This is a genomic window from Streptomyces minutiscleroticus (assembly GCF_014650875.1).
Taxonomy (GTDB): domain Bacteria; phylum Actinomycetota; class Actinomycetes; order Streptomycetales; family Streptomycetaceae; genus Streptomyces; species Streptomyces minutiscleroticus.
The window spans coordinates 235,806-259,121 of sequence record NZ_BMVU01000005.1 but is presented as its reverse complement, the minus strand read 5'-3'; the positions used below and the strand labels follow the sequence as shown (position 1 = coordinate 259,121).

The 23,316-nt window shown below is 71.4% G+C and carries 18 protein-coding genes, 1 tRNA gene and 2 pseudogenes; 17 read left to right on the top strand and 4 right to left on the bottom strand.

The annotated features are described in order from the left end of the window. Positions 1-178: 178 nt before the first annotated feature. Positions 179-460 carry an HU family DNA-binding protein gene (locus tag IE271_RS09830; protein WP_007382399.1) on the top strand — a complete coding sequence of 94 codons (282 nt, stop codon included), beginning with the start codon at positions 179-181 and terminating at the stop codon, positions 458-460. A gap of 281 nt (positions 461-741) precedes the next feature. Here IE271_RS09830 and murA read toward each other — a convergent pair whose 3' ends face one another. Next, entirely contained in the window at positions 742-2,082 is a 1,341-nt protein-coding gene (gene murA, locus IE271_RS09825) for a UDP-N-acetylglucosamine 1-carboxyvinyltransferase (protein WP_190189817.1), read from the bottom strand. A gap of 252 nt (positions 2,083-2,334) precedes the next feature. Here murA and IE271_RS09820 point away from each other — a divergent pair, with 252 nt between their 5' ends. The 13 genes from IE271_RS09820 to IE271_RS09760 all read left to right on the top strand — a co-directional run bounded on the left by IE271_RS09820 (position 2,335) and on the right by IE271_RS09760 (position 16,576). Beyond that, positions 2,335-2,910 (top strand): YqgE/AlgH family protein, encoded by a 576-nt coding sequence (locus tag IE271_RS09820; protein WP_190189816.1) that lies wholly within the window; start codon positions 2,335-2,337, stop codon positions 2,908-2,910. A gap of 185 nt (positions 2,911-3,095) precedes the next feature. After that, entirely contained in the window at positions 3,096-3,380 is a 285-nt protein-coding gene (locus IE271_RS09815; protein ID WP_190189815.1) for a DUF3039 domain-containing protein, read from the top strand. A gap of 252 nt (positions 3,381-3,632) precedes the next feature. After that, the gene (locus IE271_RS09810) at positions 3,633-4,937 is read left to right on the top strand and encodes an extracellular solute-binding protein (RefSeq protein WP_190189814.1); all 1,305 of its coding nucleotides are present in this window, start codon (positions 3,633-3,635) and stop codon (positions 4,935-4,937) included. Further along, positions 4,934-6,022: a carbohydrate ABC transporter permease gene (locus IE271_RS09805; protein ID WP_229919219.1), complete on the top strand. Its 1,089-nt coding sequence runs from the start codon at positions 4,934-4,936 to the stop codon at positions 6,020-6,022. The genes IE271_RS09810 and IE271_RS09805 overlap by 4 nt, the downstream gene beginning before the upstream one ends. A gap of 80 nt (positions 6,023-6,102) precedes the next feature. Continuing rightward, positions 6,103-6,927, top strand: coding sequence for a carbohydrate ABC transporter permease (locus IE271_RS09800; RefSeq protein ID WP_190189871.1), 825 nt, complete (start codon positions 6,103-6,105; stop codon positions 6,925-6,927). Between the two features lie 85 nt (positions 6,928-7,012). Next, positions 7,013-8,719 (top strand): beta-N-acetylhexosaminidase, encoded by a 1,707-nt coding sequence (locus IE271_RS09795; protein WP_190189813.1) that lies wholly within the window; start codon positions 7,013-7,015, stop codon positions 8,717-8,719. A 587-nt stretch (positions 8,720-9,306) separates the two neighbouring features. Continuing rightward, positions 9,307-10,200: an FAD binding domain-containing protein gene (locus IE271_RS09790; RefSeq protein ID WP_190189812.1), complete on the top strand. Its 894-nt coding sequence runs from the start codon at positions 9,307-9,309 to the stop codon at positions 10,198-10,200. Then, complete coding sequence (locus IE271_RS09785; RefSeq protein ID WP_190189811.1) at positions 10,197-12,191, top strand: 2Fe-2S iron-sulfur cluster-binding protein; 1,995 nt, start codon at positions 10,197-10,199, stop codon at positions 12,189-12,191. The genes IE271_RS09790 and IE271_RS09785 overlap by 4 nt, the downstream gene beginning before the upstream one ends. Beyond that, the gene (locus tag IE271_RS09780; RefSeq protein WP_190189810.1) at positions 12,188-14,503 is read left to right on the top strand and encodes a xanthine dehydrogenase family protein molybdopterin-binding subunit; all 2,316 of its coding nucleotides are present in this window, start codon (positions 12,188-12,190) and stop codon (positions 14,501-14,503) included. Before IE271_RS09785 ends, IE271_RS09780 begins: the two co-directional genes overlap by 4 nt. Before the next feature lie 240 nt (positions 14,504-14,743). Then, complete coding sequence (locus IE271_RS09775) at positions 14,744-15,409, top strand: SUKH-4 family immunity protein (RefSeq protein ID WP_229919218.1); 666 nt, start codon at positions 14,744-14,746, stop codon at positions 15,407-15,409. Positions 15,410-15,645: 236 nt separating this feature from the next. Continuing rightward, positions 15,646-15,720: transfer RNA gene (locus tag IE271_RS09770), tRNA-Cys, on the top strand. Positions 15,721-15,936: 216 nt separating this feature from the next. Then, entirely contained in the window at positions 15,937-16,290 is a 354-nt protein-coding gene (locus tag IE271_RS09765; RefSeq protein WP_190189808.1) for a hypothetical protein, read from the top strand. After that, a complete protein-coding gene (locus IE271_RS09760) occupies positions 16,283-16,576 on the top strand; it encodes a hypothetical protein (protein WP_190189807.1) in 294 nt (97 codons plus the stop codon). The genes IE271_RS09765 and IE271_RS09760 overlap by 8 nt, the downstream gene beginning before the upstream one ends. Positions 16,577-16,618: 42 nt before the next feature. On the opposite strand, the pseudogene IE271_RS41775 reads toward IE271_RS09760, so the two are convergent. The 3 genes and pseudogenes from IE271_RS41775 to IE271_RS09750 form a co-directional block, all read right to left on the bottom strand. Then, positions 16,619-16,738, bottom strand: a pseudogene (locus tag IE271_RS41775) (tyrosine-type recombinase/integrase); the annotation flags it as partial. A gap of 56 nt (positions 16,739-16,794) precedes the next feature. Then, positions 16,795-17,001: pseudogene (locus IE271_RS43890) on the bottom strand (hypothetical protein); the annotation flags it as partial. Positions 17,002-17,535: 534 nt separating this feature from the next. Then, a complete protein-coding gene (locus tag IE271_RS09750; RefSeq protein WP_190189805.1) occupies positions 17,536-18,351 on the bottom strand; it encodes a putative endonuclease domain-containing protein in 816 nt (271 codons plus the stop codon). A gap of 261 nt (positions 18,352-18,612) precedes the next feature. On the opposite strand from IE271_RS09750, the gene IE271_RS09745 reads away from it, so the two are divergent. From IE271_RS09745 to IE271_RS09735, 3 genes are all read left to right on the top strand, one after another. Then, complete coding sequence (locus IE271_RS09745; protein WP_190189804.1) at positions 18,613-19,344, top strand: DUF4365 domain-containing protein; 732 nt, start codon at positions 18,613-18,615, stop codon at positions 19,342-19,344. Between the two features lie 985 nt (positions 19,345-20,329). Further along, positions 20,330-21,244: a YceI family protein gene (locus IE271_RS09740; RefSeq protein ID WP_190189803.1), complete on the top strand. Its 915-nt coding sequence runs from the start codon at positions 20,330-20,332 to the stop codon at positions 21,242-21,244. 127 nt (positions 21,245-21,371) lie between these two features. Continuing rightward, complete coding sequence (locus tag IE271_RS09735; RefSeq protein WP_190189802.1) at positions 21,372-23,144, top strand: MFS transporter; 1,773 nt, start codon at positions 21,372-21,374, stop codon at positions 23,142-23,144. The last annotated feature ends 172 nt before the right edge of the window (positions 23,145-23,316 follow it).

Here is a 23,316-nt window from a genome sequence, read left to right as displayed (position 1 = left end):
GATTGGCTTTACCGCCGCAGGTGGGGGCAGGATGCATCCCCAAGGGCTTCGTCCCGGGGCAACCTCCGGGACGCGGGGGTCGTGAGAACGGACCCGGGCCCGGGCAGGCATCGACGGCCCTGGCAGCATCGGCTTCGATCTCACGCCCCAATGGCAAGAAAGACACGGGAGTAACAACATGAACCGCAGTGAGCTGGTGGCCGCGCTGGCCGACCGCGCCGAGGTGACCCGCAAGGACGCCGACGCCGTTCTGGCCGCGTTCGCCGAGACCGTCGGCGAGATCGTCGCCAAGGGCGACGAGAAGGTCACCATCCCCGGCTTCCTCACCTTCGAGCGCACCCACCGTGCCGCCCGCACCGCGCGCAACCCGCAGACCGGCGACCCCATCCAGATCCCGGCCGGCTACAGCGTGAAGGTCTCCGCGGGCTCCAAGCTCAAGGAAGCCGCCAAGGGCAAGTGAGCCGCGCCCGTGCGCCACGGGACGGCGCACGGCACGAGCGGACGCCGAGGGGCGGCCACCCGGCACCGGGTGGCCGCCCCTCCGGCGTTCCCGCACGGCCCCGGAAGGCCCCGCGCGCGGGCGGGGAACGCATGTGCGGGTCCTGGCCGGAACAGGCACCCTGACACCCCCTGCGCGGGCCGTGGGAACGCCGACGGGCCCGGCGCACGAGGCGACCGGGCCCGTCGGGCGGAGGAGGCCGTCAGGCGTCGGCCGAGGGCCTCACCGGGCGGCGGAGGGCGTCAGCCGAGGGCCTTGCCCGGCAGCTCGACCTTGGCGCCCAGCTCCACGAGCTTCTCCATGAAGTTCTCGTAGCCGCGGTTGATCAGGTCGATGCCGTGCACCCGCGAGGTGCCCTGCGCGGCCAGCGCCGCGATGAGGTACGAGAAGCCGCCGCGCAGGTCGGGGATGACCAGGTCGGCGCCCTGCAGCTTGGTGGGGCCCGAAACGACCGCCGAGTGCAGGAAGTTGCGCTGGCCGAAGCGGCAGTCGGAGCCGCCCAGGCACTCGCGGTAGAGCTGGATGTGCGCGCCCATCTGGTTGAGCGCGGAGGTGAAGCCGAGCCGGGACTCGTACACCGTCTCGTGGATGATCGACAGGCCCGTGGCCTGCGTCAGCGCCACGACCAGCGGCTGCTGCCAGTCGGTCTGGAAGCCGGGGTGCACGTCCGTCTCCAGCGCGATGGACTTCAACTGGCCGCCCGGGTGCCAGAAGCGGATGCCCTCGTCGTCGATCTCGAAGGCGCCGCCCACCTTCCGGTAGGTGTTGAGGAACGTCATCATCGAGCGCTGCTGGGCGCCGCGCACGTAGATGTCGCCCTCGGTCGCCAGCGCGGCGGACGCCCAGGAGGCGGCCTCCAGCCGGTCCGGTATGGCCGCGTGCGTGTAGCCGCCCAGCGAGTCGACGCCGGTGATCCGGATGGTCCGGTCGGTGTCCATGGCGATGATCGCGCCCATCTTCTGCAGCACGCAGATGAGGTCCTCGATCTCGGGCTCCACGGCCGCGTTGGACAGCTCGGTGACGCCCTCCGCCAGGACGGCGGTCAGCAGCACCTGCTCGGTCGCGCCCACGGACGGGTAGGGCAGCTTGATCTTGGTGCCGCGCAGCCGCTGCGGGGCCTCCAGGTACTGGCCGTCCGCCCGCTTGTCGATCGTCGCGCCGAACTGCCGCAGCACGTCGAAGTGGAAGTCGATCGGCCGGCCGCCGATGTCGCAGCCGCCGAGGCCGGGGATGAACGCGTGCCCGAGGCGGTGCAGCAGCGGGCCGCAGAACAGGATCGGGATGCGCGAGGAACCCGCGTGCGCGTCGATGTCGGCGACGTTCGCGCTCTCGACGTGCGTCGGGTCGAGCACCAGCTCGCCCGGTTCGTCACCGGGGCGGACCGTCACGCCGTGCAGCTGCAGCAGTCCGCGTACGACGCGCACGTCACGGATGTCGGGGACGTTGCGCAGCCGGCTCGGAGCGCTGCCGAGCAGGGCGGCGACCATGGCCTTCGGTACGAGGTTCTTCGCACCGCGGACACGGATCTCGCCCTCCAGCGGGGTTCCGCCGTGGACAAGCAGGACATCGTCGTTGACGGTCATGTATCTCGCGTTCCGATGAGTTGGGCTGGGTCCGGAGAGGCAAGCGTAATGGCCGTACACCCCCCTGGAGTAAGTGAAGGCGGGTCCGGGGCACGTCATGGATTCGCCACAATACGAACCGTTCCGGCGCGGGCACGGTGGGTCACCGGGGCGCCTGTGCGCCGGGGCCGCCCCCACGCGCCCTGAGCTGCGACCGCCCGCGTCGCGGCATTGGCTCCCCACACCGGGGGTACTTGCGGGATCATGTCTGGCATGACCGAGGTGTCCTCGCTCACAGGGCGGCTGCTCGTGGCCACGCCCGCCCTGGCGGACCCGAACTTCGACCGCGCGGTCGTGCTCCTCCTCGACCACGACGAGGAGGGCTCGCTCGGCGTCGTCCTCAACCGCCCGACCCCGGTCGGGGTGGGCGACATCCTCGAAGGCTGGGCGGACCTCACCGGCGAGCCCGGCGTCGTGTTCCAGGGCGGTCCGGTCTCCCTCGACTCGGCCCTCGGCGTCGCCGTCGTCCCGGGCGGCGGCGACGCGGGGGAATCGGCCCCGCTCGGCTGGCGGCGCGTGCACGGCGCGATCGGCCTGGTCGACCTGGAGGCCCCGCCGGAGCTGCTCGCCTCGGTCCTGGGCTCGCTGCGCATCTTCGCGGGGTACGCGGGCTGGGGCCCGGGCCAGCTGGAGGACGAACTGGTCGAGGGGGCCTGGTACGTCGTGGAGTCCGAGCCGGGCGACGTCTCCTCGCCGGCGCCGGAGCGGCTGTGGCGCGAGGTGCTGCGCCGCCAGCGCAACGAGCTGGCGATGGTGGCGACGTACCCGGACGACCCGTCCCTGAACTGACGGACGCCCCCGTCCCGGACCGGCGGGTGCCGGCCGCGAGGCGGTGGCGGGGCCGCCCCGGCCGGTGCGTGCCGGGCGTACGGACGGGCCCGGTCCCGTGAAGCCGCGCGGGTGGATTCTCCGTACCGGAACGCCTCGCCCGCGCCCGGGCGCCCGCGGCCGGCGATTCAGTACCCTTGGCTGTTATGAGCACTCTTGAGCCCGAGCGCGGGACTGGTACGGGGACCCTCGTCGAGCCGACGCCGCAGACCTCGCACGGCGACGGCGACCACGAGCGCTTCGCCCATTATGTCCAGAAGGACAAGATCATGGCGAGCGCACTCGACGGGACGCCCGTCGTCGCGCTGTGCGGCAAGGTGTGGGTGCCGGGCCGCGACCCGAAGAAGTACCCCGTGTGCCCCATGTGCAAGGAGATCTACGAGTCCATGGGCTCCGGCGGGGACAAGGACAAGGGCGGCGACGGCAAGTAGCCGCCCGCGCCCGCGGTCCCCGCGCCGGGTGTGACCGCGGCACCCCGTCACCGGGGTGCCGCGGTTTTGTCATGCCCTTCTGCGGTTTCCACGGTTTTCCACGGGCCTCCCGTTGCAGGGAGTGCTTCCGGTGGTCACAGAGTGGTTGAGACCTCTTGTGGGCATGTTCATGTACTTCTAGCCTCCGACGTGTTGTGCAGAGCGAAACCCTTATTGCACATGGTGCAACGCGTGCCCGCTCGGAGGACGCTGATGAAGCTCTCTGCCCGTATGTCCGTTTCCGTGGCGGCGCTGCTCGCCGCCGGACTGACCGCCACCGCCTGCGCGCCGCAGACGAGTGACAACGGCTCTGCCGGGGACGAGAAGAGCGGCACGCTGCGCGTGTGGCTCTTCCAGGAGGTCAACAACAAGCCGAAGGAGAAGGTCGTCGACAGCGTCGTCGCCGCCTTCGAGAAGGCCCACGACGGCACCGAGGTGGACGTCGAGTACATCCCCGTCGAGACCCGCGCCCAGCGGATCAAGGCCGCCTTCAACGACCCGGAGAGCGCTCCGGACCTCGTCGAGTACGGCAACACCGACACCGCCGGGTACGTCGAGGACGGCGGACTGGCGGACGTCACCGAGGACTTCGCCGGCTGGAGCGAGGCGAAGGACACCGACCCCACGGCGAAGAGGTCCGTGACGGTCGGCGGGAAGGTGTACGGGGCCCCCTACTTCGTCGGCGTACGGGCGCTCTACTACCGCACCGACGTCTTCGAGGAGCTGGACCTCGACGTCCCGAGGACGCAGAAGGAGCTGATCTCCACCGCGAAGGAGATCCGGCGGGCGAGGCCGGACCTGTACGGCCTCGCGGTCGGCGGCGCGTACACCTACGGGGCGATGCCCTTCATCTGGGCCCACGGCGGCGAACTCGCCGAGGAGAAGGGCGGTTCGTACGTCTCCGCCGTCGACGGCGCGGACGCGAGGAAGGGCATCGAGGCGTACACCTCGCTCTTCGGCGACGACAACTGCCCGGCCGCCAAGTGCGCGGGCATGGGCGGCAACGACACCGTCACCGCCTTCGCCTCCGGCAAGGCCGCCATGGCCATCGGCGGCGACTTCAGCCACCAGGCGGTCGAGGCGGGGAAGGTCAAGGGCGAGTACGCGGTCGTGCCGCTGCCCGGCGTGGAGTCCGGCGAGATCGCCCCGGCGTTCGCGGGCGGCAACAACCTCGGCGTCCTCAGGAGCACGTCGCACCGCACCCTCGCGGTCGACCTGATGAAGCGGCTGGCCTCGAAGGAGGCGCAGGAGGACCTCTTCGACGCGATGGGCTTCCTGCCGACGTTCACGGACGTGCGCGGGAAGGTCGCGCAGAAGGAGCCGTTCGTGGAGCCCTTCGTCGAGACGCTGGACGCGGGCACCGAGTTCGTGCCCGCCTCCCCGGCGTGGGCGCGGATCGACTCCTCCCAGGTGCTGCCGACGATGTTCCAGGAGATCGTCAGCGGCCGGAAGGACGTCGGCGCCGCCGCGCGGGACGCGGCGAGGAAGATGGACGACGCCTTCGGCTCCGCGGGATGAGGCGCGCGACCGAGCCCGCGGCGTCCGGCCCCGCCCGGGGAGCGGACGCCGCGGCGGACGCCCCGGCCGTGCCGGTACCGGTGCCGGGCGCCCGTACCGGCGCGTCCGCCGGGCCGGGGGCCGGACCCGCGAAGAGGTCCCGGGGAGGGTCCCCGGGGCGCCCGTCCCGCCCCGGCGGCACCGGCGCCTCGGCCGGGCGGGCCCGCCGGGGGAGCGGCGGCTGGACGCCGTGGCTCTACCTCGCCCCCGCCCTCGTCGTCCTCGCCGGACTGCTCGTCTACCCCATCTACCAGCTCGGTCTGATCTCGTTCCTGGAGTACACCCAGGCGCAGGTCAGCGGCGGCGAGCCGACCACGTTCCAGGGCCTCGGCAACTACGCCGCGCTCTTCGGGGACGGCGAGTTCTGGCGGGTGCTGCTGGCGACCGTGCTGTTCGCGGCCGCCTGTGTCGTGTCCACCCTCGCCGTCGGCTGCGCCCTGGCCGTGCTGCTCACCCGGGTGCGGGCGGTGCCCCGGCTGGCGCTCGTGCTGGCCGCGCTCGGCGCCTGGGCGACCCCGGCGATCACCGGCTCCACGGTCTGGCTGTTCCTCTTCGACCCCGATTTCGGTCCGGTCAACCGGGTGCTGGGACTGGGCGATCATTCGTGGACGTACGGCCGTTTCAGCGCCTTCGCCCTCGTACTCCTCGAAGTCGTCTGGTGTTCCTTCCCGTTCGTCATGGTGACGGTGTACGCCGGTATTCGCGCCGTGCCCTCGGAAGTGCTGGAGGCGGCGGCCCTGGACGGCGCCTCGCAGTGGCGCGTCTGGCGTTCGGTGCTGGCGCCGATGCTGCGGCCCATTCTGGTGGTCGTCACCCTCCAGTCCGTCATCTGGGACTTCAAGATCTTCACGCAGATCTACGTGATGACCAACGGCGGCGGCATCGCCCAGCAGAATCTCGTGCTGAACGTGTACGCGTACCAGAAGGCCTTCGCCTCCTCGGAGTACAGCCTCGGTTCGGCGATCGGCGTGGTGATGCTGCTGATCCTGCTGGCGGTCACGCTGGTGTATCTGCGGCTGCTGCGCAGACAGGGGGAGGAACTGTGAGTACGCCGAGTGCGCCGACTTCCCCGGGACCGTCGGTTCCGCCGGTTCCGGTCCGCGCGGCACGGCCCGCGCGCCGGTTCGTGCGCCGGCCGTGGCGCCTCGCGGCCGAGGCGTCCGCCCTGATCGTCGCGGTCGTCGTGGCCTTCCCGCTGTACTGGATGGTGCTGAGCGCCTTCAAGCCGGCGGGCGAGATCGAATCGAGCGAGCCGCGCCCGTGGACGCTCTCACCGTCGCTCGACTCCTTCCGCCGCGTCTTCCAGCAGGAGGAATTCGGCCGGTACTTCGTCAACAGCGTGGTCGTCGCGGTGAGCGTGGTCGTCGTCTCGGCGCTGATCGCATTCCTCGCCGCGACCGCCGTGACGCGATTCCGTTTCCGCTTCCGCACCACTTTGCTGATCATGTTCCTGGCCGCGCAGATGGTGCCCGTGGAGGCACTGGCGATTCCGCTCTTCTTCCTGATGCGGGACTTCGGCCAGCTGAACACGCTGGGGTCGCTGATCCTGCCGCACATCGCCTTCTCGCTGCCCTTCGCGATCTGGATGCTGCGCGGTTTCGTGAAAGCCGTTCCCGAGGCGCTGGAAGAGGCCGCGTACATCGACGGCGCGAGCCGCGCGCGATTCCTGTGGCAGATCCTTTTCCCGCTGGTGTTCCCGGGGCTCGTCGCCACGAGCGTCTTCTCCTTCATCTCGGCCTGGAACGACTTCCTGTTCGCCAAGTCCTTCATCATCAGCGACACCTCGCAGTCCACGCTGCCGATGGCGCTGCTGGTGTTCTACAAGCCGGACGACACGGACTGGGGCGGCGTGATGGCCGCGTCGACGGTGATGACCGTCCCCGTGCTGGTCTTCTTCGTGCTGGTGCAGAGACGGCTGGTGTCGGGGCTCGGCGGAGCCGTGAAGGACTGAGGGCGGGCGGGGCACGGGACCACCGGGGACATGACCGGTACGGCGGAGAAGGCACACCGGTACGGCGGACAGGAGTACGGAGCGTATGGAGACCGACACGGCCGCGGCGCGGCTGATTCCCGCCCCCCGCAGCGTGCGGGAGGTACCCGGCGGGGGCGACTTCGTCCTGGACGCGGCGACGGTGGTCGACGCCGGTCCGGGCACCGGGGCGACGGCGCGCTGGCTGCGCGGCGCGCTCGGCGCGGCCACGGGGTTCCCGCTCGACCCGGCGCCGGGCGGCGGCCACGGCCGGGACGGCGGTGTGATCCGGCTGCGCACGGCGTCCGGGGACGCCGCGGGGGAGGCGGCGGGCGAGGCCGCCGGGCTCGGCCCCGAGGGCTACCGGCTGACCGCAGGTCGGGACGGCGTGAGCATCCTCGGCGGCGGCCCGGCCGGGGTCTTCTGGGGTGCCCAGACGCTGCGCCAGCTGCTGGGCCCCGCCGCGTTCCGCCGCGCGCCCCTCGCCCGCGGCGGCCGGTGGACCGTGCCGGCCGTCGCCGTCGAGGACGCGCCCCGCTTCCGCTGGCGCGGGCAGATGCTCGACGTGGCCCGGCACTTCACGCCCAAGGACGGCGTCCTGCGGCAGCTCGACCTGATGGCCGCGCACAAGCTGAACGTCTTCCACTTCCACCTCACCGACGACCAGGGCTGGCGGGTGGAGGTCAAGGGCCGCCCCCGGCTGACGGAGGTCGGGGCCTGGCGGGCACGCACCAAATCCGGCCACCGCGCGTCGCCGCTGTGGGAGGACAAACCGCACGGCGGCTTCTACACCCAGGACGACCTCCGCGAGATCGTCGCGTACGCCGCCGAGCGGCACATCAGCGTCGTGCCGGAGATCGACGTACCGGGCCACTCGCAGGCCGCGATCGCGGCCTACCCGGAGCTGGGCAACACCGACGTCGTCGACACCGCCGCCCTCTCCGTCTGGGACACCTGGGGCGTCTCGCCCAACGTCCTGGCCCCCACCGACACCGTCCTGCGCTTCTACGAGGAGGTCTTCGAGGAGCTGCTCGGCCTGTTCCCCGCCGACGCCGCCCCGTTCTCGCACTTCTTCCACATCGGCGGCGACGAGTGCCCCAAGGACCAGTGGCGGCGCTCGCCGGCCGCGCAGGCCCGCATCCGGGAGCTGGGGCTCGACGGCGAGGACGGGCTGCAGTCGTGGTTCGTCCGGCACTTCGACGGCTGGCTCGCCGCGCGCGGCCGCCGGCTGATCGGCTGGGACGAGATCCTGGAGGGCGGACTCGCCGAGGGGGCCGCCGTGTCGTCCTGGCGCGGCTACGGGGGCGGCGTCGCGGCCGCGCGCGCGGGCCACGACGTCGTCATGTGCCCCGAGCAGCAGGTGTACCTGGACCACCGCCAGGACGGCGGCCCGGACGAGCCGGTGCCGATCGGCTACGTGCGCACCCTGGAGGACGTGTACCGCTTCGAGCCCGTGCCCCCGGAGCTGACGCCCGCCCAGGCGCGGCACGTGCTGGGCACGCAGGCCAACGTGTGGACCGAGGTGATGGAGGACCGCGCGCGCGTGGACTACCAGACCTTCCCGCGGCTCGCGGCCCTCGCCGAGGTCGCCTGGAGCGCCCTTCCGGCCCCCGGGGAGCGGGACTTCGCGGACTTCGAGCGCCGGATGGGCGAGCACTACGAGCGGCTCGACGCCCTGGGGGTGGCCTACCGCCCGCCCACGGGGCCGCGGCCGTGGCAGCGTCGCCCCGGAGTGCTCGGCCGCCCGATCGAAGGGGCGCCCCCGAACGTGTGAGTCGGGCGCGGTTCCGCGGGCCGTACCGCCGCGGGGCCGCCCCGCCGTCCGCCGGCGGGCCAGGGGCGGGCCACGGGGGAGCCGCCGGAGGTCCGGCCGGAGGAGCGGTTTCCGGCCGCGCGGGCGGGGCGGCCCCCGGCCGCGCGGCCCCGATGGTCCCGATCGCCTCGTATGTCCCCCATGGTCCGGATCGCACGCCGCTCCGCAGGCCGGGCGGCGTGTCGGGCCGCGCGCCGGTCCGCGGGCGGCGGCGCGGCCGTCGCCCGGAGCGGTTCCGCGACCGGGGCCCGCGCCGGTCCCCGGTCCGGGCGCGGACCTCGTGCCGGATCGTCCCGCCGTCTCCGGATCGCGCCGCCCGGCCGCACGCCCCGAAGCCGCTCAACCGTCCGCGAAGGGAGTCAATTCGCCGTGACCGCCGATGTCGGGAGAAAATGGACGATCGGCTGGTGGGAGGGAGGAATGCCTCCTAGCGGACCCCCGCGTCGGGGCACTGGTTGAATGTGCCAGAGTTGCCACGTCCGCCCTGTCGGCACGTACCGTACGACAGCAGGTGGGACCAGGTGGGCAGCGGGAAGGGGCAGCCGGTTTTGACCACGCACGCACCGCAGGCGGCGCAGGCCGTGACGCTGCCCGCCTCGCTGGACGAGGCGGTGGCGGCACTCGCCGCGATGCCGGCCGCCGTCCCCGTGGCGGGCGGCACGGACCTCATGACCGCGGTCAACTCCGGGCAGCTGCGCCCCTCCGCGCTCGTCGGACTCGGCCGCATCAGCGAGATCCGCGGCTGGCAGTACCAGGACGGCCACGCGCTGCTCGGCGCCGGCCTCACCCACGCCCGCATGGGCCGCCCCGACTTCGCCGCCCTCATCCCCGCCCTCGCCGCCGCCGCGCGCGCCGCGGGACCGCCGCAGATCCGCAACGCGGGCACCCTGGGGGGCAACATCGCCTCCGCCGCCCCCACCGGGGACGCGCTCCCGGTGCTCGCCGCCCTGGAGGCGACGCTCGTCATCGCGGGCCCGGGCGGCGCCCGCCGCGAGATCCCGGTCTCGCACCTGCTCGCCGGGGTGGACATGCTCCGCGGCGGCGAACTCATCGGCTACGTGCGCGTACCGCTGCTGCACGCCCCGCAGGTCTTCCTGAAGGCCACCGGGCGGACCGGGCCGGGCCGCGCGACGGCGTCCGTGGCGCTCGTCCTCGACCCCGCGCGGCGCGGCGTGCGGTGCGCCGTCGGCGCCATAGCGCCGATGCCGCTGCGGCCCCTGGACGCCGAGCAGTGGGTCGCCTCGCTGATCGACTGGGACAACAACCGCGCGCTCGTCCCCGAGGCGCTGCACGCGTTCGGCGAGTACGTCGCGGCGGCCTGCATCCCCGACCCGGTGCCCGCCGAGGACGGTTCCGTGCCGCCGCTGCCGCCCGCCGTACTGCACCTGCGGCGCACCGTCGCCGCACTGGCCCGACGAGCACTGGGGAGGGCGCTGTCGTGACCGACGACCAGCACGGAGAGGGCGCCCCGCAGCCGGGGAACACCTGGGAGCCGCTGCCCCAGGGCGACTACGACGACGGCGCCACGGCCTTCGTCAAGCTGCCCGAGGGCGGCATCGAAGCGCTCCTCGACGCGCACTCGCCGCTCGCCGCGCCCGGCCACGGCTACGTCCCGCCCCAGATCCCCGTCTCCCCGGCCGCGACCGCGGGCACCGACCCCGCGGCCCTCGGCTGGCCGGCCCCGGCCGACGACGGCAGGGGCGGACAGCACGCCGGGTACGAGCAGTACGACGAGTCCCGGGCCGGGGGGTGGCCCGAGCCGGGCGAGGCCCAGGAGGCCCCCCAGCAGCCCGCCCAGGGCGATTTCGCGTACTACTCGGGTGCCACGGGCCAGAACAGCCAGTGGACCTACGAGGAGCCCGTCTACGAGGAGCCCGCCCAGGGTTTCCAGGACCCCCAGGCCCCGCAGGCGCCCGTGTCCGGGCACGACGTCACCGGCCAGTGGTCCATCCCCGTCGCGGGCGGCGATCTGCCGGACGAGTCGGGCGAGTTCACCACCTCCGCCCTGGTCGAGCAGTGGGGCGGCACGCCCCCGTCCACCCTGCCGGGCGGCGCGCCCGCGCCCTGGGCGACCGAGCCCTGGTCGCAGCAGCAGCCCGCGGCTCCGGCCGGGCACGCGCCCGAGGAGTACGCCCCGGCCGGGTACGAGCAGCCCGCGGAGTACGCCCCGGCCGAGCAGGAGCCCGCCGGCCCCACCGTCTCCGAGTACGGGCCGGACGGCGGGGACGACGGCCGGGCCGCGGCCGAGCAGGCGGCGGCCGGGGGCACGTCCGTCGAGGACGCGCCCGCAGAGGACGCGCCCGCAGAGGACGCAGGGGCCGCCGCGGACGCAGGGGCCGCCGCGGACGGACAGCCGGCCCCGGACGGACCCGCCGAGGAGGCGGCCCCTGAGGCGCCCGAGGAGCACGAGGAGCCCGACGGGACCGCCGACGCCGCCCCGGAGGGGCACGCCGCCCCGGAGGAGCCCGCGAGCGACCAGGACGCGGGGGAGCCCGCGCCCGAGGCGGCCGCCGCGGCGGGGGAGCCCGAGGACGCCGCCCAGGACGCCGTCCAGGACACCGCCTCCGAGGCCGGCGCCCCCGAAGAGGCCCCCGCGGGCCCGCCGCCGCAGGAGGAGCGCCCCCTGGCCTCCTACGTCCTGCGGGTGAACGGCGTCGACCGGCCGGTGAGCGACGCCTGGATCGGCGAGTCCCTGCTCTACGTCCTGCGCGAGCGGCTCGGCCTCGCGGGCGCCAAGGACGGCTGCTCGCAGGGCGAGTGCGGTGCCTGCAACGTGCAGGTCGACGGGCGCCTCGTCGCGTCGTGCCTGGTGCCGGCGGTGACCACGGCCGGCAGCGAGGTGCGCACCGTGGAGGGCCTGGCCGCCGACGGGCAGCCCTCGGACGTGCAGCGGGCGCTCGCCCGGTGCGGCGCCGTGCAGTGCGGCTTCTGCGTCCCGGGCATGGCGATGACCGTGCACGACCTCCTGGAGGGCAACCCCGCCCCCACGGACCTGGAGACCCGCCAGGCGCTGTGCGGCAACCTGTGCCGCTGCTCCGGGTACCGGGGCGTCCTCGAAGCCGTGCGGGAGGTCGTCGCCGAGCGCGAGGCGCACGCGTCCGCCGAGGCCGAGCCGGAGGCGGAGCGGGAGCAGGAGCAGGAGCAGGCGGCCGAGGGGCTCCGTATCCCGCACCAGGCGGGCCCGGGCGACGGCGGGGTCAACCCCGCGGCGTACGACGGGCACGACGGGCACGACGGGCACGACGGCCACGCACCTCAGGACCCGTACATGCACGACCAGCAGGACCCGTACATGCACGACCAGCAGGACCCGTACGCGCACGACCCGCAGGTGCAGGCGCAGGCCCCGCACCAGCACGAGCACCCGCCGCACCCGCACCCGCACGACGGCGGGCACGAGCAGCCGTACGGCCAGGACGGAGGCCAGGCGTGAGCAACGAGACCGCGGCCGCCACGGCGGCCCCCGCGCCGCCCGCACCGGCGGCCGAGCCCATCCCGCACGGCCTCGGCGCGTCCCTGCCGTCCGCGGAGTCCCGCGCCAAGACGGAGGGCACCTTCCCGTACGCGGCCGACCTGTGGGCCGAGGGCCTGCTGTGGGCGGCCGTCCTGCGCGCCCCGCACCCGCACGCGCGCATCCTGTCCATCGACACCACCCACGCGCGCGAGATGCCCGGCGTCCGCGCCGTCGTCACCCACGAGGACGTGCCCGCGGACGCCCGGTACGGCCGCGGCCGGGCCGACCGCCCGGTCTTCGCCTCCGAGGTCGTGCGCCACCACGGGGAGCCCATCGCGGCGGTCGCCGCCGACCACCCGGACACCGCGCGGATGGCCGCCGCCGCGGTCATCGTCGAGTACGAAGTGCTCGACCCGGTGACCGACCCGGAGCAGGCATTCGAGGCCGAGCCCCTGCACCCCGACGGCAACCTGATCCGGCACATCCCGCTGCGCCACGGCGACCCCGAGGCGGCCGGCGAGGTCGTCGTCGAGGGCCTGTACCGCATCGGCCGCCAGGACCCCGCCCCGATCGGCGCCGAGGCCGGGCTCGCCGTGCCCCGCCCCGACGGCGGCGTCGAGCTGTACACGGCCTCCACGGACCCGCACACCGACCGGGACACCGCGGCCGCCTGCTACGGCCTGCCGCCCGAGCAGGTGAAGATCGTCGTCACCGGTGTCCCCGGGGCCACCGCCGACCGCGAGGACCAGGGCTTCCAGCTTCCGCTCGGCCTGCTCGCGCTGAAGACCGGCTGCCCGGTCAAGATCACGGCTACGCGTGAGGAGTCCTTCCTCGGCCACGCCCACCGCCACCCCACCCTGCTGCGCTACCGCCACCACGCGGACGCCGAGGGCCGGCTGGTGAAGGTCGAGGCGCAGATCCTGCTCGACGCGGGCGCGTACGCGGACCAGTCGTCGGAGGCCCTGGCGGCGGCCGTCTCCTTCGCCTGCGGCCCGTACGTCGTCCCGAACGCCTTCATCGAGGGCTGGGCCGTGCGCACCAACAACCCGCCCTCAGGGCACGTGCGCGGCGAGGGCGCCATGCAGGTGTGCGCCGCCTACGAGGCGCAGATGGACAAGCTCGCCAAGAAGCTGGGCGTCGACCCGGCGGAGCTGCGCCTGCGCAACGTCATGGCGACGGGCGACGTGCTGCCCACCGGCCAGACGGTCACCTGCCCGGCCCCGGTCGCCGAACTCCTCCAGGCCGTACGGGACTTCCCCCTGCCGCCGCTGCCCAAGGACACCCCCGAGGACGAGTGGCTGCTGCCCGGCGGTCCCGAGGGCGCGGGCGACCCGGGCGCCGTGCGCCGCGGCGTCGGCTACGGCCTCGGCATGGTGCACATGCTCGGCGCCGAGGGCGCGGACGAGGTCTCGACGGCCACCGTGAAGGTGCAGGACGGCGTCGCCACGGTGCTGTGCGCGGCCGTGGAGACCGGGCAGGGCTTCGCGACGCTGGCCCGGCAGATCGTCCAGGAGACGCTCGGCATCGACGAGGTGCACGTCGCGGCCGTGGACACCGACCAGCCGCCCGCGGGCCCGAGCGGCCACGGACGGCACACCTGGGTGTCCGGCGGGGCGGTCGAGCGCGCCGCCAAGATGGTCCGCGCGCAGCTGCTGCAGCCCCTGGCCCACCAGTTCGGGATGTCCACCGAGCTGCTCCAGATCACCGACGGCAAGATCACCTCGTACGACGGGGTGCTGTCGACCACCGTCACCGAGGCGCTGGACGGCAAGGAGCTGTGGGCCACCGCGCAGTGCCGCCCGCACCCCACCGAGCCGCTCGACGCCCAGGGCCAGGGCGACGCCTTCGTGGGCCTCGCCTTCTGCGCGATCCGCGCGGTCGTCGACGTCGACATCGAGCTGGGCTCCGTACGGGTCGTGGAACTGGCGCTCGCCCAGGACGTGGGCCGGGTGCTCAACCCCGCGCAGCTCGCCGCCCGCATCGAGGCCGGCGTCACCCAGGGCGTGGGCGCGGCCCTCACGGAGAACCTGCGCACCGCGCGCGGCGTGATCCGCCACCCCGACCTGACGGGCTACGCCCTGCCGACCGCGCTCGACGTCCCCGACATCCGCATCGTCAAGCTCGTCGAGGAGCGCGACGTGGTGGCGCCGTTCGGCGCGAAGGCGGCCAGCGCGGTACCGGTGGTGACCTCCCCGGCGGCGGTCGCGTCGGCGGTGCGCGCGGCCACGGGCCGCCCGGTCAACCGCCTCCCGATCCGCCCGCAGGCGGCGGTGGTGACGGACCCGCGATGACGCGGGAGGGACGACGGACCCGCGACAGCGCGGAGAGGTGACGGCGGCACACCGCCGTCACCTCCGTCTGCTCGCCGTCGTGGTGACGCCCCGGCAGGGCCCGGGACCCTTGCGGCGCTTGGGTTCCGGGGCGTTGTCAGTGGTGCCGCGTAGGGTTTTCCCAGCAGTGGGGGACCGGCGCCCGGCGGGCGGCCGGTGCCCGGCGGGGCAGCATCATGCGATCACATGCGCGGGGGAGCCATGAGCACGATTCACGCGGAAGCGGGCACCGTCACTTTGGACCGGCACGCGCCGTACCGGCCGGTCCCGGACGTGTACGACGCGCCGCGCCGGCCGGTTCCGTACGGGTTCGGGTACGGGGAGGGCGCGGGGGCCTTCGCGTACGCGCGGACGGACGCGGTCGTGCGGGCGGGCGCGGACGCCGGGTGCCGTTCCGCGGGGCCGTTCGCCCGGGTCGCGGAGCCGGGCGCGGGCCTCGTCCTGAAGTTCCCGTCCCGGCTGCTGGAGAGGGAGTTCGGGGCCGGCCGGATCATGCGGTTCGAGGACGTCGACTTCCCGTCCGCGCTCACGCACGGGCCGACGCGGCGGTTCCTGCGGGAGCACGGGCTGCCGGAGGAGGCCGGGGTGTTCCGGCTGGGCACGGACATGCCGCTGCCGACCCTCGCCGAGCACTACGACGGCGCGGGCGACGGGGAGGCGTGGCTGCCGGAGGAGGAACTCCCGGCGGGGGCCGGGCGCTTGATACGGCTCGGCGGGCTGGCCGGCGGCCGGGACCTCCTCCTCGACGGGACCACCGGCACGGTGCTCGTGTGGCGCCCCGCGGACCCCGCCCCGCGCCCGTTCCGCGCGGACGTCTCGGCCCTGGCGTTCACCCTGTGCCTGCTCCACCGCGAGCGGCGCTCCTGAGGGCTTCCCGGCGCCCTGCGGGCGGGGCGCTCCGGGGGAGGGGCGCCCTCCGGGAGGGGCGTGACGGCGGCCGGGTGCGATGGGCGCGGGACCGTTCATGAACGGCGTGTGGCAGTCGTGTTGCGGCCCCGCCCGATCGCTTGAGGGGCGGGCGGGCCGGGGCCTACGGTCGAGGCAACGAGTTCGGAGCGGACGTACCGGCCGAGGGCCCCGTCCACGGTCTCCGGACCCGGCTCGACCGTGTGCCCGAGCGGCTCAGGGGCTCGTCTGCAAAGCGAGTTACGCGGGTTCGAATCCCGCCACGGTCTCCACCGCCTTGACCAGGCAAAACGAAGGGGCGGCACCCTCACGAGGGTGCCGCCCCTTCGCGCGCTCGTCTCGTTTACCGTCTCACTTACGGCTCCTTGTCCCTACGGACACGACAGATGAGTCGATCGGTGCGGACAGCAGCATGATGGGAGGGCACAATCTGAGACACCGCTCAGCGCGCCGCAGCCCGCAGTACGTACCTAGGGGGAAGGTAGGACGTGGAACCAGAGTGGCTCTTTCAGTTGCTTCCGGCGGGAGCATTGTTCGCGGCAATACTTAGCAGCGCCACTGTGCGCAGCATTCTGCACACAATTTTTAGACGTCCACGAGCCACCACAGTGATCGTCGAGGTGGAGGGCAAGCGGCTGGAGTTTAATGGTACCGAGGCCGCCAAAAAGTTTTCCGAAGAACATGGATTGCTTAAGGTTGCAGAGATTCAGGACGAAAAACGACAACGCGTGCGTGGTACTTACCGGCCGTATAGAGTAAAAGGTTATGCTCGCTTTCGTGGTGATACTAGAAAATACAGGAACAGCGCCAAGAAGGTAAAGAGGGGTAAGAAGGATGAGTGATGGTGTTGCGAACGCTGCACCTAACACCGTCGATCCCTCATCGACCGTTGGTCAGCAAGATGATTCCGCCGTTCCTGCGGTTACCACAATTACCGCTCACTTCAAGCTAGTTTTTATCTGTGTGGCGTTGATTACTGTCCTGACGTTGATGGCTAGTCTCTACATAGGAATTTTTGTGGAGAAGCCAACTGAGGCTGCGAAATCCGCCATGGATACATGCTCCACTCTTGCTAATCTCGGCTTCGGAGCAATGGTGGGCCTCCTAGGTGGAAAAGCGGTCCAATAGTAGGGCTGCTCGGGGCGTAACCGCTGCTACGCCCCGAGTTGCTTATTCCCAAATAAGTCCGTCGACCTGGCGTGCGATGTCAGTACGAACCGCGTCGACCATGTGTTGATACCGGGCCGCCATTGCGGTTGTTGACCATCCCATGAGTCCCATGAGCGGGCGAACCAAGAGCGCCAGTCATTAAGTTGGTCGTGAGCCTCTGTGAATTCGCCTGTAGGGCGGCCATCTTTTCTGAACCATCGTTTCGATGGCTTCTCGATCTCAATAAGAATTGGTGTGACGAGACCAGAGGATCTGGTGACCCACATGAAATCTGGTTCAAACGTCCGGCCGCTACCGATCAGCTTGGGTCGCCTAAAGACTGCTCCCATATCCGAGCCGTGGTGTCCACCTGGACCAACATCACCGCTACCGCCTGGGATCATTGACGGATGCAGCTCAAGGAAGCGCTGAACCTCATCCTCCTCCGGGTTCAGACTCAGAAGCTTGTACCATTCTGCAAGCGCCATGTCTGAGTAGGTATCCCAAGCGAGGGCTCTCGGGCGCATTGGATCCGTGTCGGGTACGACTGTGTCCCCGAGAATGCTTGGTGATGGCCGGCAGTCTTCCATGGACATAGGCTCCTCAGCGCTTCTTGCCTAGACCAGGCAACCCACCACTTACCGTCCGAACGCTGGTTGATGAATCGTCTGCGACACGTTGAGGGTGCTTAGGAACTACTGGTGCATGTCGAGGGCGCAGTGGCGGAAGTCTCAGCGGTTCACCCCCCCAGCGGGGGCGCCACTATGCCTCCGGATGCTGGACAAACGCGAATATTTTCTGGCGGTTGATGCGAGTAGAGGCGTCCCGTTCGCACGTTGACCTTGGTCATCTTTCCACATTCGGTGCACTCGTATTGAGTCGAGTCCGGATTTTGCACTCTGCCCCCTCAAGCTAGTCATGCTGCGGCTCGCTCGGCCCTAATGGGCGCCCAGGTGCTTCAAGAAATCAGTTACAAATTTTTCCACTTCGGATCTTTGAGTAGAATCAACGACGTCGATGCGGTCGATGTGTCTGATACCCGCATTTCTTAAAAGTCGCTCGCGTCCGGCGTCGTCGGACCTTCGGCCCTTGTGATGCGGTCCGTCGACCTCGATAACTCCAACGCGGCCACGATATGTAACTATTAAATCCGGCTCGAATGTATGCTCCAGAACTCGCATTCCCGCAAGAGGGATGATGCCGATAGTCTCATTGTCTGGGAAACTTGCCTGCCGCTCCCTAAGGACTTGATAGACCCTATGCTCCCACTCATTCGTGAGATGCAAGTCATCAACTCGGGGATGTGTTGGCGTGTAGCGAACCTTTCGGCCCTGATTGCTTACGCCTTTGCCTTCCAGTTCACGAGCGAGCCTGTTCCTCCAATCTGGACCAACTTCAGGTATGACCTCGCGAACCGTAACTTCGCCAAAGTATCGCTTCCATTTGTACCCAACGGCGTCAAGGGCGGAGCTGATCTGGTTGACCATTGACTGATCGAAGCGGCTGGCTAGGTAAGGCTCGACCTCAAGGATTACGTCCTCGTATTCGAGCTCGGAAGTAAAGTCCATGCTCTCTTCGTGATGCATACGTCTTTGAAAGACGAATGCCGTCACATCGAGCATGAGTGAAGCTGCGGTGGTCTGGCCACGCTGCGCCAGCAAGATTGCTGCAGCGCCGATCGCTCCGTCGTCCGTGAGTTCATCCTTGGAAGACGTGACTTCTGGCTCGTCTGGCGAGCGGTGTGATCCCCCCATGTAGGCATTTTGACATCATCAGCAGACAACTGCACCAGACGTGAACGATGTTGGCCGCCCCAGTTCGTCATACGTGGCCCCTCGGTAGGCAGCGGGACAGCGTCGGGGCCCGTCAGTCCGTCTCGGTTTCTGTCTCGGGGCAACCGCTGCCCCAGTCTCCGGGGCAGGCTGCGTGTCAGCGGTCGGCGATAGCCTGATCTCCGCACATGGTGGGGGAGGGGCTGGATGCCGAAGGTGCCTGAGAGTCGGCGTATTGGGCGCATGGCGGTGAATGAGGTGCGTGCGCTGCTGGAGCGGCACGGCCACATCGTGCAGGAGATCGACGGTGGCAACGACCACGGCGAGGACCTACACGTCACCTTCGTTCAGGACGGGCGACGGACGGAGGACTCTGTGGCCATACAAGTGAAGGGTGGGGTATCGACCCGGACTAGGCGCGGACACCGCGTTCCAGTCGGCGACCATGGGGACAACTGGCGAGATGGCAGCCTTCCCGTTCTCTGTGTGGTTCACGACCCCGAGCGGGGTGGCCTCCTCTGGGCCAATGCGACTCGCCAGCTCCGCCGTGCGAGAACCCTGCGCAAGACGTTGAAGTCCATCGTCATCACCAGGGAGTCAGTGCTGGATGACGTAAGCCTCGGCACGTTCGTGCAGGGTATGCGGCACTACCTAGCCTGGGAGCGTGAGGGGGTTGGCAGGTGGGCGGACATGGCGGACGTTGAGTTCGCCCCGGGTGACATCGTCAGGTCCTTCGAGAACGAGGTGGCCGAACCGATGGTCTTTTGGCAGCGTCGCGGGGAGCCGTACGCGATCCTGCTCCACCACGATCTGGACTGGGAGCCCATACCCATCCAGGAACGGATGCTCCGTTTCGAGCCGATTCCGTCGATCGGCCACATCATCCTCGACGACGCGGAAGCGTACTGGCTCATGGGTTGCTTCAAGTCCACGGAGTGGTGGCGCCGGCCGATCGGGCAGCACGACCCCGCCTGACTCCCATCGTTCCTCTATATAGGGGTACTGATCTCGGGCTGGGGTATCAAAGTCACGACTGCGCACTACGGGGTCGCGTCCGAGCCCCAGCATGATCAGGAACCCAGGTTGCTGAAGCCGTAACCTCCCAGCACTACGAAGCCGGATCGGCGGGCGAGCCGTAGGTGGCGGGACATCTTCTCCATGAGGAGCTCTGTCGTGTCGTACTGGTTGAGTAGCTTCGGCGCTGTCGTCCTCGTGTTCCTTACGCTGATTACCTTCTGCACTGTTCTTGGGGTACTGCACCCGGACAGGGAGAGAGCGAAGCACGCCCGCGAGACTCTTCGACTGCTGCTGCGTTCCTTCATGCGTTGGTAGGACGTACCGACGGGCGAACAGGCAGTCCACACGGGGTGGGAGCAGCCGCAAGGCGCTGCCGCGTCCGTCTCAGTTCCCGTCTCGTTCGTGCCCGTGCACGACCGTCCGGAGCCGTTCACGTGGCTCCATGATCAGTGCACACGAACGTGACTGAACTCCGGTGAACGTACCGGGATCATGCTCTGAGCAGCGCGGACAAACCTGCAAAGCGAGTTACGCGGGTTCGAATCCCGCCACGGTCTCCACCGCCCGGGAAGGCGGACGGCGGGGGGGCATCCACGGGATGCCGCCCCGCCGTCGTTTGCCCCGGAATGTACGCGCACGGGGCGCGGTACCCGCGGAGCGCGACGTGGTCTTCGCCACAGCGTCGGTGCAAATTTCCGGAATCAGCGGCATGGACAGGAGCCCGCCGCGCGCCGCGATGCGCAATGGCTTACTGTCCTGAATGCTGCCGGATCAGGGATTCCCATAACGCGAAGTCCCCCTCGAACCGGCTGCTTTATGATCGTGAACGAGCCGCCTCCCTTCGTGCCCGCGCCCTGTTCCCGGGTGCTCTTGGCGACCGTGAACGCAGTCGGTCGCGCGGGCCCGCAGGCGACTCCGACAAAGGTGGAGAAAGGTGAACAGCATGGCTCTCGGACTGCTCCGACGCCGGCGTTCCAGGGGCGCCCACGGTGCCGCGGCGGGCCTCACGGTCCCCCTGCCGTCCGGCGCGGGCGCGCTCGGCTGCGAGGTCGTGGACCCCATGGGGCAGCCCATGGGCGGCGCCGACGTCACGGTGACCGCACTGGACACCCACCGCGTCGTGGCCCGCGGCACCACCGACCCCTACGGCTTCTTCATGGCGACGCTGCCGGCGGGCAGTTACAGCATGATGATCGCGGCCGAGGGACTGGCGCCCGCCCGCGAGGCCGTCGAGATAACCGACGGCGTCTCCCTCCCCACGCTGCGCGTCGGTCTCGAAACGGCCCGCCAGCTCGAACTCCCGCCGCCCGGCACCTGGCTGTTCGACCCGCCGCATACCGCGATCCGCTTCATCGCCAAGCACGTCGGCATGGCCCATGTCCACGGCCGCTTCACCCGCTTCGAGGGCGGCGTCCAGGTCGCGCAGAACATGGCCGACTCCCGGGTCTCGGTGCGCATCGAGGCGGCCAGCATCGACACGGGCAACAACACCCGCGACAACCACCTGCGGTCCGCCGACTTCCTCGACGTCGAGCGGTACCCGTACATCGACTTCACGAGCAACCGCTTCCTCTACCGCGGCGGCTCCAAGTGGACGCTGCAGGGCACGCTCAGCATGCACGGCATCAGCCGCTCGGTCGGCCTGGACACGACCTACCTCGGCACCGTGAACGGCGGCTACGAGCAGGAGCTGCGCTGCGCGGCGCTCGCCAAGGCGGAGCTGCACCGCGAGGACTACACGCTCAACTGGCGTTCGATGCTGGCCCGCGGCATCGCCGTCGTCGGCCCCACCGTCCAGCTGGAGCTGGACGTGCAGGCGATGTACCGCACGACCGACACGCCCACACCGCCGGAGTAGGCGGCGGGAGGCAGGAGCGGGGAGGGCGGAGCGGGACGGGGCGCGGCGCGGTCCTACGACCAAGGTCCCGGCGGGAGCCCGACTCCCGACAGGGGTCATGACGGCTCATGCCACTTACCCTGGCGGCATGAGCGCCCTGGAACCACGCGACATCGACGTCGCCCCCGCCCCGGCCGTACCGAACGCGCCCCCCACCGGGGGCGCCGGGAACGCCGGGGGTGCCGAGGACACGGTGCTGAGCCGCCCCTACCGTGCGCTCAGCATCGGCATCGTCTCGGTCGTCCTGCTGATCGCCTTCGAGGCCACGGCGGTCGGCACGGCGATGCCGGTCGCGGCGCGGGAGCTGGACGGCGTCCCGCTCTACGCCTTCGCGTTCTCGGGGTACTTCACGACGAGCCTGTTCGGGATGGTCTTCGCCGGCCAGTGGTCCGACCGGGACGGGCCGCTCGCCGCGCTCACCACCGGGATCGCCGCGTTCGCGGCGGGGCTGCTGCTGTGCGGCACGGCGGGTTCGATGTGGCCGTTCATCGCCGGGCGGGCGGTGCAGGGGCTCGGCGGCGGACTGGTGATCGTCGCCCTGTACGTCGTCGTGGGCCGGGCCTACCCCGAGCGGCTGCGTCCGGCGATCATGGCGGCGTTCGCGGCGAGCTGGGTGATCCCGTCCGTGGTCGGCCCGCTGGCCTCGGGCGCGGTGACCGAGCACCTCGGCTGGCGCTGGGTCTTCGTCGGCATCCCGGTCCTGGTCGTCCTCCCGCTCGCCCTCGCGCTCCCGCAGATCCGGCGGCGGGCCGCGGGCCCGGCGAAGACGGCCGGAGCGGCCGAGTCCGACGCGGCCCCCGCCCCCGCCGCCTCAGCCCCCACTGCGGCCGACCCGGCCACCACCACAGGTGCGTCCGAGGCCGCTCCCGCTCCGGCCACCGCCACCGGCGCGTCCGATACGTCCGATACGCCCGAAGCCGCCCTCGCTCCTCCCGCTCCCGCTTCCGCGCCCTCCGACGAGGCGAAGGCCGTGCGGGCGACGGAGGCGGCGTGCGCCGCCGAGGCCGCGGGCGCGCCGGTCGCCGGAAAGGCCGGCAGGCCGGCCCGGCAGCCCTTCGACCGGCGCCGCATCCGCCTGGCGTTCGCGGTCTCCCTCGGGGCGGGCCTGCTGCAGTACGCCGCCCAGGACCTGCGGTGGCTCTCGCTCCTGCCCGCCGTCCTCGGCGCCGCGCTGCTCGTGCCGGCCGTGCGGGGACTGCTGCCGCGCGGCACCTGGCGGGCGGCCCGCGGGCTGCCGTCCGTGGTGCTGCTGCGCGGCGTGGCGGCGGGGTCGTTCATCGCCGCCGAGTCGTTCGTGCCGCTGATGCTGGTCACCCAGCGCGGGCTGTCCCCGATGCTGGCCGGCCTGTCGCTGGCGCTGGGCGGCCTGACATGGGCGCTGGGCTCGTACGTGCAGTCCAGGCCGCGCACGGAGCCGTACCGGGAGCGGCTGATGGTGGTCGGGATGGTGCTGGTCGCGGCGGCCGTGGCGACCGCGCCGAGCGTGCTGGTCGAGGCCGTGCCGGTGGGCACCGTCGCCGTCGCGTGGGGCTTCGGCTGCTTCGGCATGGGCCTGGTGATCTCCTCCACCAGCGTGCTGCTGCTGAAGCTCTCGGCACCCGAGGAGGCGGGCGCCAACTCCGCCGCCCTGCAGATCTCCGACGGGCTCTCCAACGTCCTGCTCCTCGCGGCGGGCGGCGCTGCCTTCGCCGCCCTGGGCGGCGGCGCGGTGGCCGCCGCCCACGACACGGCCGCCGCGGCCGCCGGGACGACCGGCTCGCACCCGGCCGCCTTCGCCGCCGTCTTCCTGCCGATGGCGGCGGTCGCCCTGGCGGGCGCCTGGGTGGCGACGCGGCTGCGGTCCACCGGGCCCGCGCGGTGACGGCACGGACCGGGCGGTGACGGCGGCGGCACCCGACGGCGGTACGGGCCGCGCGGCGGCGGCACGGACTGTGCGGCGAGCCCAAGGGCGCCCGGCGGCGGCACGGACTGTGCGGCGACGCCAGGGGCGCCCGGCGGCGGTACGGACCGGGCGGGTCGTGGGATGGCGGGGC

What these genes read in the sequence shown, in the direction of transcription:
- IE271_RS09830 (WP_007382399.1), top strand. Translation starts at nt 179, where the DNA reads ATGAACCGCAGTGAGCTGGTGGCCGCGCTGGCCGACCGCGCCGAGGTG.
- murA (WP_190189817.1), bottom strand. Translation starts at nt 2,082, where the DNA reads ATGACCGTCAACGACGATGTCCTGCTTGTCCACGGCGGAACCCCGCTG.
- IE271_RS09820 (WP_190189816.1), top strand. Translation starts at nt 2,335, where the DNA reads ATGACCGAGGTGTCCTCGCTCACAGGGCGGCTGCTCGTGGCCACGCCC.
- IE271_RS09815 (WP_190189815.1), top strand. Translation starts at nt 3,096, where the DNA reads ATGAGCACTCTTGAGCCCGAGCGCGGGACTGGTACGGGGACCCTCGTC.
- IE271_RS09810 (WP_190189814.1), top strand. Translation starts at nt 3,633, where the DNA reads ATGAAGCTCTCTGCCCGTATGTCCGTTTCCGTGGCGGCGCTGCTCGCC.
- IE271_RS09805 (WP_229919219.1), top strand. Translation starts at nt 4,934, where the DNA reads ATGAGGCGCGCGACCGAGCCCGCGGCGTCCGGCCCCGCCCGGGGAGCG.
- IE271_RS09795 (WP_190189813.1), top strand. Translation starts at nt 7,013, where the DNA reads ATGGAGACCGACACGGCCGCGGCGCGGCTGATTCCCGCCCCCCGCAGC.
- IE271_RS09775 (WP_229919218.1), top strand. Translation starts at nt 14,744, where the DNA reads ATGAGCACGATTCACGCGGAAGCGGGCACCGTCACTTTGGACCGGCAC.
- IE271_RS09760 (WP_190189807.1), top strand. Translation starts at nt 16,283, where the DNA reads ATGAGTGATGGTGTTGCGAACGCTGCACCTAACACCGTCGATCCCTCA.
- IE271_RS09750 (WP_190189805.1), bottom strand. Translation starts at nt 18,351, where the DNA reads ATGGGGGGATCACACCGCTCGCCAGACGAGCCAGAAGTCACGTCTTCC.
- IE271_RS09745 (WP_190189804.1), top strand. Translation starts at nt 18,613, where the DNA reads ATGGCGGTGAATGAGGTGCGTGCGCTGCTGGAGCGGCACGGCCACATC.
- IE271_RS09740 (WP_190189803.1), top strand. Translation starts at nt 20,330, where the DNA reads ATGGCTCTCGGACTGCTCCGACGCCGGCGTTCCAGGGGCGCCCACGGT.
- IE271_RS09735 (WP_190189802.1), top strand. Translation starts at nt 21,372, where the DNA reads ATGAGCGCCCTGGAACCACGCGACATCGACGTCGCCCCCGCCCCGGCC.